16 protein-coding genes and 1 pseudogene are annotated in these 15,071 nt (G+C 68.9%); 5 read left to right on the forward strand and 12 right to left on the reverse strand.

Going from position 1 to position 15,071, the window contains the following annotated elements; all coding sequences use genetic code 11:
- Positions 1-162 precede the first annotated feature (162 nt).
- From AB4Z09_RS00665 to AB4Z09_RS00675, 3 genes are all read left to right on the forward strand, one after another.
- Positions 163-660 carry a hypothetical protein gene (locus tag AB4Z09_RS00665; protein ID WP_114719728.1) on the forward strand — a complete coding sequence of 166 codons (498 nt, stop codon included), beginning with the start codon at positions 163-165 and terminating at the stop codon, positions 658-660.
- Positions 657-1,103 carry a ferritin-like domain-containing protein gene (locus AB4Z09_RS00670; RefSeq protein ID WP_174909687.1) on the forward strand — a complete coding sequence of 149 codons (447 nt, stop codon included), beginning with the start codon at positions 657-659 and terminating at the stop codon, positions 1,101-1,103. Before AB4Z09_RS00665 ends, AB4Z09_RS00670 begins: the two co-directional genes overlap by 4 nt.
- 107 nt (positions 1,104-1,210) lie before the next feature.
- On the forward strand, positions 1,211-1,699 hold the full coding sequence (locus AB4Z09_RS00675) for a nuclear transport factor 2 family protein (RefSeq protein WP_114719724.1): 489 nt from the start codon (positions 1,211-1,213) through the stop codon (positions 1,697-1,699).
- On the opposite strand, the gene AB4Z09_RS00680 is transcribed toward AB4Z09_RS00675, so the two are convergent.
- Entirely contained in the window at positions 1,633-3,147 is a 1,515-nt protein-coding gene (locus tag AB4Z09_RS00680) for an MFS transporter (RefSeq protein WP_174909686.1), read from the reverse strand. The two genes, AB4Z09_RS00675 and AB4Z09_RS00680, sit on opposite strands and share 67 nt — an antisense overlap.
- Before the next feature lie 99 nt (positions 3,148-3,246).
- Here AB4Z09_RS00680 and AB4Z09_RS00685 point away from each other — a divergent pair, with 99 nt between their 5' ends.
- The gene (locus tag AB4Z09_RS00685) at positions 3,247-3,858 is read left to right on the forward strand and encodes a TetR/AcrR family transcriptional regulator (protein ID WP_114719720.1); all 612 of its coding nucleotides are present in this window, start codon (positions 3,247-3,249) and stop codon (positions 3,856-3,858) included.
- A 9-nt stretch (positions 3,859-3,867) separates the two neighbouring features.
- Here the strand turns inward: AB4Z09_RS00685 and AB4Z09_RS00690 are convergent.
- The 4 genes and pseudogenes from AB4Z09_RS00690 to AB4Z09_RS00705 form a co-directional block, all read right to left on the reverse strand.
- Positions 3,868-4,572, reverse strand: a pseudogene (locus tag AB4Z09_RS00690) (sigma factor); the annotation flags it as partial.
- Positions 4,573-4,580: 8 nt separating this feature from the next.
- Positions 4,581-4,988, reverse strand: a complete 408-nt coding sequence (locus AB4Z09_RS00695) for a YciI family protein (protein WP_114719718.1) — start codon at positions 4,986-4,988, stop codon at positions 4,581-4,583.
- A gap of 128 nt (positions 4,989-5,116) precedes the next feature.
- Positions 5,117-5,713, reverse strand: coding sequence for a TetR family transcriptional regulator (locus AB4Z09_RS00700; protein WP_114720024.1), 597 nt, complete (start codon positions 5,711-5,713; stop codon positions 5,117-5,119).
- An 80-nt stretch (positions 5,714-5,793) separates the two neighbouring features.
- A complete protein-coding gene (locus AB4Z09_RS00705) occupies positions 5,794-5,919 on the reverse strand; it encodes a hypothetical protein (RefSeq protein WP_258557711.1) in 126 nt (41 codons plus the stop codon).
- 285 nt (positions 5,920-6,204) lie between these two features.
- Between AB4Z09_RS00705 and AB4Z09_RS00710 the strand changes: the two genes are divergently transcribed.
- A complete protein-coding gene (locus AB4Z09_RS00710) occupies positions 6,205-6,357 on the forward strand; it encodes a hypothetical protein (protein ID WP_174909684.1) in 153 nt (50 codons plus the stop codon).
- Positions 6,358-6,434: 77 nt separating this feature from the next.
- Here the strand turns inward: AB4Z09_RS00710 and AB4Z09_RS00715 are convergent, their stop codons facing one another.
- The 7 genes from AB4Z09_RS00715 to nuoI form a co-directional block, all read right to left on the reverse strand.
- Positions 6,435-8,147, reverse strand: coding sequence for an alkaline phosphatase D family protein (locus tag AB4Z09_RS00715; protein WP_442238986.1), 1,713 nt, complete (start codon positions 8,145-8,147; stop codon positions 6,435-6,437).
- Between the two features lie 137 nt (positions 8,148-8,284).
- Positions 8,285-9,871 carry an NADH-quinone oxidoreductase subunit NuoN gene (gene nuoN / locus AB4Z09_RS00720; protein WP_442238987.1) on the reverse strand — a complete coding sequence of 529 codons (1,587 nt, stop codon included), beginning with the start codon at positions 9,869-9,871 and terminating at the stop codon, positions 8,285-8,287.
- Positions 9,868-11,448, reverse strand: coding sequence for an NADH-quinone oxidoreductase subunit M (locus AB4Z09_RS00725; protein WP_174909680.1), 1,581 nt, complete (start codon positions 11,446-11,448; stop codon positions 9,868-9,870). The genes nuoN and AB4Z09_RS00725 overlap by 4 nt, the downstream gene beginning before the upstream one ends.
- Entirely contained in the window at positions 11,445-13,361 is a 1,917-nt protein-coding gene (gene nuoL, locus AB4Z09_RS00730) for an NADH-quinone oxidoreductase subunit L (RefSeq protein WP_114719712.1), read from the reverse strand. The genes AB4Z09_RS00725 and nuoL overlap by 4 nt, the downstream gene beginning before the upstream one ends.
- Before the next feature lies 1 nt (position 13,362).
- Positions 13,363-13,662, reverse strand: coding sequence for an NADH-quinone oxidoreductase subunit NuoK (nuoK, locus tag AB4Z09_RS00735; protein WP_107985339.1), 300 nt, complete (start codon positions 13,660-13,662; stop codon positions 13,363-13,365).
- Positions 13,659-14,486: an NADH-quinone oxidoreductase subunit J gene (locus AB4Z09_RS00740; RefSeq protein ID WP_114720020.1), complete on the reverse strand. Its 828-nt coding sequence runs from the start codon at positions 14,484-14,486 to the stop codon at positions 13,659-13,661. Before AB4Z09_RS00740 ends, nuoK begins: the two co-directional genes overlap by 4 nt.
- A gap of 11 nt (positions 14,487-14,497) precedes the next feature.
- The gene (nuoI, locus tag AB4Z09_RS00745; RefSeq protein WP_442238988.1) at positions 14,498-15,043 is read right to left on the reverse strand and encodes an NADH-quinone oxidoreductase subunit NuoI; all 546 of its coding nucleotides are present in this window, start codon (positions 15,041-15,043) and stop codon (positions 14,498-14,500) included.
- Positions 15,044-15,071 lie beyond the last annotated feature (28 nt).

A 15,071-nucleotide genomic window follows, 5' to 3' on the forward strand; every position in this document is an offset into this window, starting at 1 on the left:
CGAGGTGGACTGTGGAGCATTCAGGGTATCGCGCTTCCGGGGCGTTCGTGACCATGCGGTCCGACGCGACCGGCCGACCATCCGGTCCGATGTGACGGCCCGGCACTTCGCCGCGACCTGCGCGGTGCCGACTATCCGACCGATTCCTGGCACCATGATCGAGTGCGAACGCCCTTTCTCACTCACCCGCTCTCCCGACGCGCCGCGCTGCGCGTCGTGGGCAGCGCCGCGCTCGGGACGACAGCGCTCACATTGACGACGGGTTGCTCGGATTCGGGGCAGGCCGACACCCCGGCCGAAATCGATGCCCTCACCGCCCAGGCCGAACTCGCGCGCCGGGATGCCGCGAACGCGACGACGGCGATTGCGACGTACCCCGATCGGGCCGGGGCGCTCGGCGTGGTGGCTGCCGAGCGGACCGCGCATGCCGACGCGCTGGACGCGGAGATCGCACGCGCCGCCGGTTCCGCGTCGTCCGACACGACGACACCCTCCCCGCAGGTGCCGGCACCACCGACACTCGAGCAGCTGCGCGCCGAAATCGCGGACGCGCAACGCGAGGCTGCCCGGCTGGCACGCACCCAGTCCGGCTACCGCGCCGGGCTACTGGGTTCGATCAGCGCGGCCTGCGCCGCGCAGCAGGCGGTGTTGCTGCCGTGAGCAAGCAGAGCCCCGGACCCGAACAGCAGGCGCTCATCGATGCGCTGCAGGCCGAGTACGCCGCCGTCTTCGCCTACGGGCTGGTCGCGGCCTTCTCCAATCCCACCCGCTCCGACCTGGTCTCGGCGAACACCGCGGCGCACCGGGCGCGCCGCGACGCGACGATCGACGCGCTGACGGCAGCCGACGTCGAGGCCCCCCAACCGCAGCCCGCGTACTCCGTGCCGTTCCCGGTGAGCGATCCGACCTCCGCCGCCCAGCTGGCCGCGCAGGTCGAAGCCGATACCGCGGTGGCATGGCGGTCGGTGATCGAACGCAGCCAGTCCGAGCACACCCGCGAGGTGGGCGTCACCGCCCTCACCGAAGCCGCTGTGCGAGCAGCGAACTGGCGCGCGATCCTCGGGGTCGTTCCCCCCACCACCGCCTTCCCGGGACAGCCCTGACCCTGCCGAGGCAGCGCCCACTCACCCACTGAGCGGGAAAGTCGTCCGCGAATCGCGTTGCAGGACCTAGGTTCTTCGACATCAGTTCGCGATCGAGAGGAACCCCCGTGACGGAACGCACCATCGAACAACGCCTCGACGACCTGGAGCGGATCGAGGCGATCAAGGCGCTCAAGCACCGGTACCTCCGGGCGTGCGACGCGAAGGACGCCGACACCTTCCGCGCGTGCTTCATCGATCGCGGTGCCGTGATCGACTACGGACCGCTCGGCAAGTTCGACGACGCCGACCCGATCGCCGAGGTGTTCCGCACCATCGCACTGCAGAAGGTGGACGGCAAGAACGTCATCCTCGACATGCACCACGCGTTCCATCCGGACATCACGCTGCACGGCGAAGACCTGGCGTCGGGCAAGTGGACGCTCGCCTTCCGCCAGGTCAATCTCATCGACAACACCGAGACCGTTCGCTCCATCGAGTACGTCGACGAGTATGTGATCGAGAACGGTGAGTGGAAGATGTCGAAGTGTCAGTCGATCACGCTGTGGTCGATGACGCGTCCGCTCGGTGAGGGCGCGGTCGTCACCGCGGGCTGATCGCCTTCGGTGTCGCCGGCGGCGGGGGTGCCTCCGGGCATCAACGCCGCCGCGATCACCGCGATCACCACGAACCCCGCCCCGACGTACAGTGCGGGGGCGAGCGCGTCGGTGTATCCGGTCGGCGTGAGGCTGCCGCCCGCGCCGAGGAAGACGGCCGTGAGGAGCGCGATACCGAGCGCGACGCCGATCTCGCGCAGCGTGGCGTTGATCGAACTCGCCGCGCCCTGGTCGGACTCCTTCATGTCGGCGAGGACCGCGGTCGCGTTCGGCGCGAACGTCAGTCCCATACCGACACCGGCCATCACGAAGGCCGGAACCAGGCTCGAGTAGGCCACACCGGGTTCGATGAGTTGCGCCATCCACACCAGCGACAGCCCCTGCAGCACCAGTCCGGTCACGAGCAGCGCCCGCAGTCCGAGGCGGGGCGCCAGCAGGCCGGCGATGGGTGCGACGATCATCGGCGCCGCCGTCCAGGGCAGCGTCCGCAGGCCCGCCGCGAACGGGCTGTATCCGGCGACGATCTGCAGGTACTGCGACAGCAGGAACACCGCGCCCATCATTCCCAGCGTGAACGTCAACGCGATGACGTTCGCGATCGAGAACTGGCGCGACCGGAACAGTCGCAGCGGCATCACCGGGAACTCGGTACGCGATTCCCGGATCAGGAACAGCACCAGCAGGACCGCGGCCGCGATCAGTGCGCCGAGGACCGAGGCGCTGGTCCAGCCGTCGTCGTTGCCGTGCACGATTCCCCACACCGCGAGGAACACGGCACCACCTGCGAAGACCACGCCGAGCGGGTCCAGCGGCTGCCGGTGTCCGTGCGATTCGGCGAGCGCGTACAGCGCGAGCGGCACCGCGACCAGCGCGACCGGAACGTTGATCCAGAACACCGCCTGCCACGACACCCCCTCGACGACGGCTCCGCCGACGACCGGACCGAGCGCGACTCCGAGTCCGGACACCCCACCCCAGACGCCGATCGCGAGCGCCCGCTTCGCGAGCGGGACCGCCCCCGCGAGCAGGGTGAGCGACAGCGGCATGATGGCCGCGGCGCCGACACCCTGGAACGCGCGGGCCGCGATCAGCATCCCGGGCGTGGTCGACAGCGCGGACGCGATCGAGGCTACGGCGAAAAGTGCTATGCCCCAGAGGAACACGCGCCTGCGCCCGAGCCGGTCACCGAGTGTCGAGAGCGGCAGCATCAGCGTCGCGAACGCGAGCGTGTAGGCGTTCATGAACCACTGCAACTGCCCCACCGAGGCATCGAGATCGTCGCGGATGACGGGCAGCGCACTGGTCATCACGAGGTTGTCGAGCGTGGCCATGAACATCGGGATCGACGCCGCGACGATCGCCAGCCAGACGGGCACGGCGCGACCAGGAGGTGATCCGGTGGACGCGTCGGCAAAGTGCGGATCGAGTTGATCGGAGATGGTCGTCATGTCGGCTCCTGAGGCCTGGAGGACGGAAACTCTTGTTGTAAGCATCAGATGATTACTTACGCCGCCCGACGTTAGTAATCGAGTGATAACCTGTCAAGTATGTCGACGGCAGAGAAGTCGGGAAAACAGACGCGGATGAGCGCCGAGGCCCGCCGCGAACTCGTCCTCGCAGCGGCCACCACGGCGTTCGCGCGTGGCGGCTTCCACGGAACCAGCACCGACGCCGTCGCCCGGGAGGCCGGGGTCTCGCAGCCCTACGTGGTGCGCATGTTCGGCAGCAAGGCGAACCTCTTCCGCGAGGTGTTCGCCCACGCGATCGGCCGGATCATGGATGCGTTCGAACCCGCGCTCGACCAGGTCGCCGAGGATCCCGACGACGAGGAACGGTGGGCACAGATGGGTGCCGCGTACGCCGAACTACTCGCCGACCGAGACCTGCTGCTGGTGATGATGCACGGCTTCGCGGCCGGATCGACACCGGAGATCGGCGCGCAGGCCCGGGACTGGATGTCGAAGATCTACACCCAGATCCGTACCCGCACCGGGTGCACCCCCGAGCAGGCCCGAACCTTCATCGCCAACGGCATGCTGCTCAACACGCTGCTCGCGATGGAGGCGCCCCAGCACGCCGAGAACGACCCCGCGCTGGCGGAACTGTCGGTCTGCGCCTTCGGGAACAGCCTCGACGCCGCCGCCGGGGCCGCGGGCTGACCGGGGCGGTGCCTGCCGCGCCGCCTCGGCGTACAGCCGTGCCGCCGTCGGCAGGTCGCCGTCGCGTTCGTGGAGGTACGCCGCCACCGCGGTGTGGCGGGGCAGTGAATCGTCCAGCGCTGCGAGCGCCGCCAGGCCGGCGCGCGGTCCGTCGGCCTCGCCCACGGCCACCGCGCGGTTGAGCCGGACGACCGGGCTGCCGGTCAGGCGCTCGAGCTCGTCGTACCACTCGACGATCTGCACCCAGTCGGTCTCCTCGGCAGCGGGCGCGTCGGCGTGGAGTGCCGCGATGGCGGCCTGGGCCTGGAACTCGCCCAGCCGGTCGCGGGCCAGGGCCGCCTGCAGGATCTCGATGCCCGACGGCGCGCAGCGTGAGCGCGACCGCAGACGACCGCGTCAGCAACGGGTGGGCGCACAGGAAGTACAACTGGAGCGTGTCGTCCACCCCTGCGCGGGCCCGCGCTCGGGCTCCTCCTCGAACAACTCCTCACGCCGACGGCGCGCCGCGTCCGCCCGGGTCGCATCGAGGTACCGGCGCCAGGCCACGGTGACCAACCAGCCCTTCGGGTCCCGCGGCGGGTCGGCCGGCCAGACGCGAACGGCCTCGACCAGCGCGTCCTGCACGGCGTCCTCGCCTGCCGCGAAGTCGGCTCCGCGGCGGACGAGGATCGCGAGGACGCTCGGTGTGAGGCTCCGGACCAGGACCTCGTTCACCTCGGCGGTCATTCCGTGATGGTGGGCGGCTCGGTCAGGAACGGGCGCACCTCGAGCCACTCGTGGATGGGCTTTCCGCCTGCACCGGGCGCGGCCGACAGCTCCCCGGCCAGTTCGAGGGCCCGCTCGCGGCTGTCGACGTCGATCACCATCCAGCCGGCGATCAGATCCTTGGTCTCGGCGAACGGACCGTCGGTGACCGGCGGGCGACCCTCGCCGTCGTACCGGACCCACATTCCCTCGGGGGCGAGCGCCTGACCGTCGACGAACTCACCGGTCCCTTCGATCCGAGCCGCGAAGTCCTGCATGAACTGGATGTGGGCCGAGACCTCCTCGGGCGTCCACTGGTCCATGGGCACGTCGTTGACCGCAGCCGGGGCGCCACGGTAGTGCTTGAGCAGCAAGTACTTGGCCATCGTGTTTCTCCTCGGTACCGGTGCGATCCATTCTGGTCGCACTCACTACTGGGACGAAGCCAGTCACCGATTCTCGACATCGTCGTCCGCCACTTCACCGATTACCGGATCGGGACGCTGCTCGCCGCTCAGGAATAGTCGGCGAGGACCAGCCGACTCACGTCCTGGACGTTGCGCAGGGCCTCGGGAAACCCGATGCGGCCGGTGGTCCACAGGACCAGCGAATTGAGCATCGTGCTGCCGATCGACAGCGACGCCAGCCGGGCCCGTTCGGCGGGAACGCCGTCCATCAACTCGAACAGCCCCGTTCTGTTCACGGCCGATCGCTCGTCGAGCGTGTCGCGAACGTACGGGTCGTCCGAGGTCTGCAGTTCCACCTCCAGGCGCGCGAAGTTCGGTCCGCGCTGGAACGCCTTCATCTGGCGGCTGTAGAGGTCGACCACCCGGTCGAGGACCGAACCCTGTGCGCGACTGCGACTCCCCGAGGCCTTCTCCTCGGCCAGACGCTCGGCGAGAATGTCGTTCCACGCGACCATCGAGGCCGCGAGCAGGTGTTGCTTCGCCGGGAAGTACCGGTACAGCGTGCCGAGAGCCACCCCCGACCGTTCGGAGACCTCTCGCATCTGGATCCTGTCCGGGCTCGTCTCGGCCAGCATGGCGATCACGGTGTCGAGCAGGTGCCGCCGACGCTCGCGCTGTGAATCGGTCATGTCGTCGGGGCTCATCGGCACGGCAACGGAATCGCTCACGGGTGCAGCCTAGTCACCGTCACCACCCGGCCGGCTGCTCCGTTGCGGTAACCCGGTCACCGCGGCTCCCTCGGCAATCCGAGGGTCTGCTCGGCGATGACGTCGAGCTGGATCCGGAGCACGCCGGCCGGGTCGAATGGAACGACGCAACCGCCACACTGCCAGCCCAGTTGAACGGCCATGTGCGGATGATCGACACAGGCACCGACCGACGTCGACGCTCGCCCCACCGACCGGCGCGCGACCGCTACCAGATCACCTCCACGTGCGACGGTCGAATGCCCGAATCAGGGGCCCCGAGTAGGGGATTCCGTAGGTGAACGGGGAGGCAGGACGATTCCCCTAGCAGTCCCCTAATCGCCCCCTAACCTGCCGCCGATCCCCCACGTCGGCGACCCCGTGCACGGTCCACTGGCTCCTGACACCAACCGGTGTCGACCTGGATCGAGTGACCCACAGGAGCGAATATGTCCATTTCCGCGATCTTCTCGGCCCTGCTGTCCGCGATGTTCGGAGGCAATATCGGATTCGGTTCGGACGGCGGCTCGGCCGGCTCCGAGGCAGGAGCTGCCGGTGGCGGCGCCGGTGGCGCCGGTGGCGGGTTCAACTTCGGTTCCTGACGCACGACCCGCTGGAGGCCCCACCGACACGGTGGGGCCTCCAGATGGTTGTGTCACGGCCCGATCCCGGCCGACCGTCAGTCCGACTCGAGCACCGCCTGCCCGGCGGGGGTGCGGAACGATTTCGACGTCACCACATCGGCGTTCGGGTTCAGCTTGTCTACCGTGCGGAAGCTGAAACGCGCCTCGCCGGCGTCGACGTCGAGCAGTCCGTAGCCGTGGCTGACCATGTCGGCGTGCTTGATGTGTGGGTTGTGGTCGCGCCGGTTGATCTCCTCGGCCCGTGCCGCGCCGACCGGGTCGCCACTGCTGCCGCCGACGGTGTACCCGCCGTCCCCGGTGTTCGTGGACGTGACGGACGGGACCACGAACTCGACGCCCGCCCGCGCGGTGCCGGGCGCGTTCACCTGCTCACCGCTCGACGTGCCCGGGGCGAATCCGGTGTCCCACAACTCCCCCGCCCACCCGTCGTGGTCGTCTCCCGTGACGAGGACCATGTTCTCGACCGACTGGGCCGCGGTGGACAGGATCTCGGCCCGCTCGGCGCCGTAGCCGTCCCAGGTGTCCATGTAGGCCCGGGTGCCGTTGTCCGCCACCACCATGCCCATCATCATGTTCGCGTTCGCGACCACCTTCCAGGTCGCGTCCGACCCGGTCATGCCGTCGAGCAGCCACCGCTTCTGCGGCGCGCCCAGCATCGTGCGGCCCGGTGCATCGGCGTCCGCGCACACGATGTGATCGAGCGAATCGCCGCACGCCTGACGGTCTCGGTACTGCCGGGTATCCGGTGCGAACAACTCCACCGTCCGCCCCACCCGCAGCGACCGGTAGGTGCGCAACGGGTCGTCCGCGAACCGTGGCACCGGCATGTGCTCGAACCACGCCTGCCACGCCCACTGCTTCTTCTGCTGGAACCCGATCGCGCCGTCGATCGGTGAGATCACCGGGAAGGTCCACCCGTCCTTGCTGTAGTTGTTGCGGAACTCGTGGTCCTCCCAGATCGGCAGGAACGCGTGCCGGCTGTGCATCAGCCGCAGGTCGGCGTCCGAGCGGTACCTGCGGTACTTGTCCCGCATGCTGTCGAGCCCCTGTGGGAACGCATTGAGATCGAACCCACGGACCCCGGGCATGGTGAACTCGTAAACGTAGTCGCCGAGGCACACCACGAAGTCCAGGTCCTCCTCGGCGAGGTGGCGGTGGGCCGCGTAGTAGCCCTCCTCGAATCCCTGGCAGGTGAACCAACCGATGCGGACCGGTTCGTTGGAGTCGGCGGGCCGCAACGTCCGGAATCGGCCGACCGGGGACTCTCCCCCGTCGCCGCGGAACTGGTAGTAGTAGGTCTCGCCGGGGGCGAGCCCGGTCGCATCGAAATGCACTGTGCCGTCAGCATCCTCGCGCACCTGGACCCGCTCGGCCAGGACCGGCGCGGACAGGTCCTCCCGGGTGGACACGATCACCGCCAGTTCGCCGCCCGCGGCGCCGGCGCTGCCGAGCGCGCCGGAACCGAAGCTGCCGGAGCCGAGACTGCCGCCGGCGCTGGCGGAACCGAGGCTGCCGCCCCCACCCGGCGCACCGATCCGCGTCCACAGCGTCGCACCGTCGGTGCGCGGCACACCGGCCATGATTCCGTTCCCGAACTCCGGATTCCGAATCAATCCGGCCCCCGAGTCGGGGGCCTGGCGCAGGACCGGCGTCGCCTGTGCGGCGACGGGGAACACCGCCGCGGCGCCGACCACCGACAACCCCGTGAGGAAACTACGACGGGAGACGTTCCGGTCCGGAAAGCTCATGGGCCACCTCGGGGTTCGCGTGGAAGGATGGCGCTGACCATAACGTCGCTCGTTTCCCTGCGTGTGGGTTTTGCGTAACCCAGGTGAACGTCGGGTGTCGCACCCCGCGCCCGAGGTTGCGTGCCAGAACCGCCCGATCAGACGAGGGCGCTCGCCGCCCGCTCCGCGAGATCGAGCACTGGTTGCGGCACGATGCCCAGGATCACCGTCACCGCCGCCGCCACGGTGATCGCCGCGATGGTCGGACCACTGGATACCACCGTGGTCGGCGCGCCCGCCGGAGGGTCCGAGAAGAACATCAGCACGATCACCCGCACGTAGAAGAACGCGGCGATCGCGCTGCTGATCACGCCGACGATGACCAGTGGCACGGCACCGCCCGACGCCGCGGCCTGGAACACCGCGAACTTGCTGACGAATCCGCTGGTGAGCGGGATGCCCGCGAAGGCGAGCAGGAACAGCGCGAAGACCGAGCACAGCATCGGCGAGGTCCGGCCGAGCCCTGCCCACCGCGCCAGGTCGGTGACCTCGGCCCCGCGCGAGTCACGGACCAGGCTCACCACCGCGAACGCCCCGAGCGTGCTGAAGCCGTACGCGAGCAGATAGAACATCGTCGACGAGAGTCCGGCCTCGTTGCCGGCGATCAACCCGGTGAGGATGAATCCGGCGTGCGCCACCGACGAGTACGCCAGCATCCGTTTGACGTCGGTCTGGGTGACCGCGAGGACCGCGCCGACGACCATCGTCAGGATCGCGACCGCCCACAGCAGCGGACGCCAGTCCCAGTCCAGCCCGGGCACGGCCACGTAGAAGACTCGCAGCGCCGCACCGAAGGCCGCGATCTTGGTGGCCGACGCCATGAACGCCGTGATCGGCGTGGGCGCGCCCTGGTACACGTCCGGGATCCACGAATGGAACGGCACCGCACCGACTTTGAAGAGCAGGCCCACCGAGAGCAATCCGAGGCCGATCTGAGCCAGGGCCTCGTCGCCGGTCCCCGGAGCGATGGCGTCGGCGATACCGGACAGTTCGACCGTGCCGGCATAGCCGTACAGCAGCGCGACGCCGAAGAGGAAGAACGCCGACGAGAAAGCTCCGAGCAGGAAGTACTTGAGGGCGGCCTCCTGGGAGAGCAGTCGCCGTCGACGGGCCAACCCGCACAGCAGGTACAGCGGCAGGGACAGGACCTCGAGCGCGACGAACATCGTGAGCAGGTCGTCGGCCGCGGGGAACAGCAGCATGCCGCCGACCGCGAACATCGTCAGCGGGAACACCTCGGTCTGTGTGACCCCGGCCCTGGTCGCCTCCTTCTCGGCCACACTGCCCGGGACGGCGGACGCGCGCGGCGTGAACGCGTCGACCGGTCCGCCGCCGGCCGCCGCACCGACCCGATCGGCGCTCCGGTCCGTGCCCCGGTCGGCTATCAGCGCGATCGCGAGCATCGACACCAGCAGGATCGTCCCCTGCAGGAACAGCGTCGGACCGTCGATCGCGACGGACCCCGAGACGGCGACGGCCCGTTTCCCGGACAGCGCGACGACCGCGACGAACGCCGCAGCGAGACCGCCGAGCGCGAGCACGACGTGGGTCGCGTACCGGATGCGCCGGGGCCCGAACGCCTCGACGAGGACACCGACGACCGCGACACCGAACACGATCAGCATCGGCGAGAGCAGGCTGTACTCGATGCTGGGGGCGGGCAGAACTCCGTCGGCGAGAGTCACCGGGGGCCACCTCCGTCCTGCTCGGCGACGACCGGCCCGGGATCCTGCCGATCGATCGTGGTCAGCGTGTTGTCGACCGCGGGTGTGATGACGTCGAGGATCGGCTTGGGATAGACCCCGAGGATCAGGAGCAGCGCGATCAGCGGCGCGACCACCGCGATCTCACGACGTCTCAGATCGCGGATGCGTTCGTTCCCGGTCCGGACCGGGCCGGTCATCATCCGCTGGTACAGCCACAGCACGTACAGCGCCGCGAGGACCAGCGCGATCGTCGCGAGGACCGCGGCCAGCGGATAGCGGGTGTAGGTCCCGATCAGCACGAGGAACTCGCTGATGAACGGGGCCAGCCCCGGCAGCGACAGCGTGGCCAGGCCGGCGATCAGGAACGTGCCGGCCATCAGCGGCGCCACCTTCTGCACACCGCCGTAGTCCGCGATGGCCCGGGTGCCGCGGCGCGAGACCAGGAATCCGGCCACCAGCATCAGTGCGGCGGTGGAGAATCCGTGATTGACCATGTAGAGGGTCGAGCCGCTCTGGCCCTGGCTGGTCATCGCGAACACGCCCAGCACGATGAAGCCGAAGTGGGAGATCGAGGTGTACGCGATCAGGCGCATCACGTCGGTCTGACCGATCGCCAGCAGCGCGCCGTACACGATGCTGATCACGGCGAGCGTCACCACGAGCGGCGCGAAATACTGTGCGGCGTCGGGGAACAGCTGCAGGCAGTAGCGCAGCATCGCGAACGTGCCCACCTTGTCGACCACGGCCATCATGAGGACGGCGCTGACCGGGGTGGCCTCGACCGCGGCGTCCGGGAGCCAGCTGTGCAGCGGCCACAGCGGCGCCTTCACCGCGAACGCGAACATGAACCCGAGGAACAGTGCGTTGGCGACCGGCGCATCGATCGGCAGCGCGCCGGAGGACACGGCGTCGACGATGGCCCGGAAGTCGAACGTCCCCGTCTCGAACGGGCTGTCCGCCCCCGCCGTCACCACGTACAGACCGATCACCGCGGCGAGCATGATCAGGCCGCCGAACAGGTTGTACAGCAGGAACTTCATGGCCGCGCGGGACCGACCGATGCCGGCCGGCCCGAACCCACCGATGAGGAAGTACATCGGGATCAGCATGGCCTCGAAGAAGACGTAGAACAGCAGGATGTCGAGGGACAGGAACGACATCAGCACCATCGACTCGACGATCAGGATCAGCGCGACGTACATGTGCGTGGCGCGCGGCCGAGAATCGTCCGGGGCCACATCACGCCACCCGGCCAGCAACAGCAGCGGCACGAGGACGGCGGTCAGCAGCACCAGCGCCAACGCGATGCCGTCGAGACCCAGCTCGTACCGGGTCCCGAAAGCCGGTATCCACGAATGCGATTCGACGAACTGATACTGCTCGCCACCCGGGTCGAAGCGGATCGCGAGGACCACGGCCACCACGAGGGTCAGCAGTGCCGCCGCCACCGCCAGCCACTTCGCGACGACCCTCGTCCGGGCCGGCGTCCCCAGTGCCGCGGCCGCACCCACCAGTGGCAGTGCCCACAGCACCGTCAGCCAGGGAAAGTCGTTCATCCCGCCCTCCCGACCAGTGCGGCGGCGACCACGACGGCCGCGCCGACGAACATGTACAGGGCGTACGACCGGACGAAGCCGGTCTGCAACCGCCGCAGCGCCACCGACGCGACACCGAGCAGGCCGGCGACACCGCCGACCACTCCGTCGATGCCCTTGTCCTCGACCGTCGTCAACGCCCGCACCAACTGCTGTCCGGGGCGCATGAACACGGCCTCGTCGACGGCATCGCCGTAGAGGTCGCTGCGCGCGGCGACGGTCAGGACCGACACCTCCTCCGGCGCCGAGGTGGGGACCGGGCGTGTCGCGTACTGCCGCCACGCGATGCCGACACCGACCAGGACCACCGCCAGCGTGACGACGGTGATCGCCCACACCGGGACGGCGAGTTCCGCATGCTCCGCGGCCGCGCCGAACTCGGTCCAGACCGGGTCGAGCCAGTGCTCGAGCGTGCCGCCGATCGCGAGCAACCCACCGGCCGCGACCGAGCCGACCGCGATCACCACCATCGGCACCGTCATCACACCGGGCGACTCGTGCGGATGGGTGCCCGCTTCCCAGCGCCGTTCGCCGAAGAACGTCATCAGCATCACGCGCGTCATGTAGAACGCCGTCAGACCGGCACCGAGCAGCGCGACGGTGCCGAGGGCGGCGCCACCGACACCGCCCGACCCGAACGCGGCCTCGATGATCTTGTCCTTGGAGAAGAAGCCGGAGAACGGCGGTATCCCGATGATTGCGAGGTAGCCGAAACCGAAGGTGGCGAACGTGATCGGCATCAGTGTCCGCAGTCCGCCGTAACGGCGCATGTCGGTCTCGTCGTTCATCCCGTGCATCACCGATCCGGCGCCGAGGAACAGTCCGGCCTTGAAGAACCCGTGGGCGAGCAGCAGCATGATCGCGAACGCGTAACCCGCCGGACCGAGTCCGGCAGCCATCACCATGTAGCCGATCTGGCTCATCGTCGACGCCGCGAGCGCCTTCTTGATGTCGTCCTTGGCGCAGCCGATGATCGCGCCGAACAGCAGGGTGACCGCTCCGACGAGCACGACCGCGACCTGTGCGCCGGGCGACGCCTCGAAGATCGGGCCGGATCGGACGATCAGGTAGACACCCGCGGTGACCATCGTCGCCGCGTGGATGAGCGCCGACACCGGTGTGGGGCCCTCCATCGCGTCGCCCAGCCACGACTGCAGCGGAACCTGCGCCGACTTGCCGCACGCCGCGAGCAGCAAGGTCAGGCCGAGCGCGGTGGTCACTCCGCCGCTCGCGTCGCCCACACCGCCGAGGACGTCGGTGAACGACACCGAGCCGAACGTCGCGAACATGATCATCAGCGCGACGATCAGACCCATGTCGCCGACGCGGTTGACCACGAACGCCTTCTTCGCCGCGGTCGCGGCGGTCGGCTTGAACTGCCAGAACCCGATGAGCAGGTACGACGCGAGACCCACACCCTCCCAGCCGACGTAGAGGCCGAGGTAGTTGTCGGCGAGGACCAGCAGCAGCATCGCGGCGAGGAACAGATTGAGGTACGCGAAGAACCGCCTGCGATCGGGATCTGTCTTCATGTAGCCGACCGAGTAGATGTGGATGAGCGATCCGACGCCGGTGATCAGCAGCACGAAGCTGATCGACAACTGGTCGAGCCGGAGGCCGAAGTCCACCTGCAGCCCGGCCACCGGAAGCCACGTGAACAGATCCTGCTGCGCGACACGGTCCGACGCGTCCCGGCCGATCAGGTCGACGAACAGTGCCACCGCGACCACGAAGGATGCGAGCGCCGCGGTGCACCCGAGGAGGTGGCCCCAGCGGTCGCTGCGCCGACCGGCGAGCAGTAGGACCGCGGCGCCGACCAGCGGCAGTGCCGGCAGGAGCCAGATGAGTGACTGAATTCCCGTCCCCCCGTTCACGTCAGTACTTCAGCAGGTCGGCGTCGTCGACCGAGGCCGAACGACGGGTGCGGAAGATGGTCATGATGATCGCGAGTCCGATGACGACCTCGGCCGCGGCGACCACCATCGTGAAGAACGCGAACACCTGGCCGTCGAGGTTGCCGTGCATCCGGGCGAACGTCACGAAGGCCAGGTTGGCGGCGTTGAGCATCAGCTCGATGCACATGAACACGACGATCGCGTTGCGCCGCAGCAGCACTCCCGCCGCGCCGATCGTGAAGAGCAGCGCCGCCAGGTACAGGTAGTTCTCCGGGTTCATCGCTCCCCCTCCGGGTCGGACGACTCGGCGGCCGGCGGAACACTGCGCGGCGTGAGCAATTTGCTGACCGATTCCCGCGCGTAGGTGCCGTCGGGCAGTCGCGCCGGCATGTCGACGGCGTTGTGCCGCGCGTAGACGCCGGGGCTGGGCGGTGGCGTGACGCGGGCGGTCGCGTCGGGCTCGCCCGCACCCCAGTCGCGGAACCGCTGCTGGGACATCTCCCGCTGACCGAGGCGCCGCTCGAAGCGTTCGCGGTGCGCCAGCACCATCGCGCCGATCGTCGCGGTGATCAGCAGCGCGCCGGTGAGTTCGAACACCCACACGTACCTGATGAACACGACCTCGGCGAGGCCCTCGACGTTTCCGCCGGCATTCGCCCGGTCCAGGCCCACGAATCCGACCCGCGTGCCGTCCGGGCCGATCGACCCGACCGTCGCATTGCCGAGTCCCCCGATCAGCAGCAGCCCGAACCCGACCCCGGCCACGACCGCGGCAATCCGCTGCCCGCGAAGCGTTTCGACCAGCGAATCGGACGAGTCCACGCCGATGAGCATCACCACGAACAGGAACAGCATCATCACCGCGCCGGTGTAGACCACCACCTGCACGACGCCGAGGAACAGCGCACCCTGTGCAATGTAGAAGACCGCGAGGATGATCATCGTCATCGCGAGGAAGATCGCCGAGTACACCGCCTTGGGCGCGCACACCACGCCGAGCGCGCCGATCACCGCGATGGTGCCCAGGATCCAGAACTGCACGCCCTCACCGGTGGATGTCCGGGTGAAGGTGTCCGCGGCCAGCAGCGCCGTCGCGTTCAACATCCCGGCGTCCACTAGGTCACCTCCCCGGGTCGCGTCGCGGGACCGGTCGCCGTGCCGGTCACCGTCCCCCGGTAGTAGTCCTCGTCGGTGCTGCCCGGCGCCATGGGGTGTGGCGGGGGTTCCATGCCCGGCTGCAGCGGCGCGAGCAGCCGGTCCTTCTCGTAGATCAGGTCGGCGCGGTTGTCGTCGGCCATCTCGTATTCGTTGGTCATCGTGAGCGCGCGGGTGGGACACGCCTCGACGCAGAGCCCGCAGCCGATGCAGCGCAGGTAGTCGATCTGGTAGACGCGGCCGTACCGCTCCCCCGGCGAGAACCGTTCCTCGTCGGTGTTGTCGGCGCCCTCGACGTAGATCGCGTCGGCCGGGCACGCCCACGCACACAACTCGCAGCCGATGCACTTCTCGAGGCCGTCCGGGTGGCGGTTGAGTTGGTGGCGGCCGTGGTACCGCTCGGCCGTCGGCACCTTCTGCTCGGGATAGAACTCGGTCACGGGTTTCTTGAACATCGTCGAGAAGGTCACACCGAAACCCGCTACGGAGTCGAAGAAGTCAGGCATCGAAATCCTCCTTTCCGGAGTGGCCGGA

Source organism: Rhodococcus sp. TAF43 (genome assembly GCF_052113525.1).
Taxonomy (GTDB): Bacteria; Actinomycetota; Actinomycetes; order Mycobacteriales; family Mycobacteriaceae; genus Prescottella.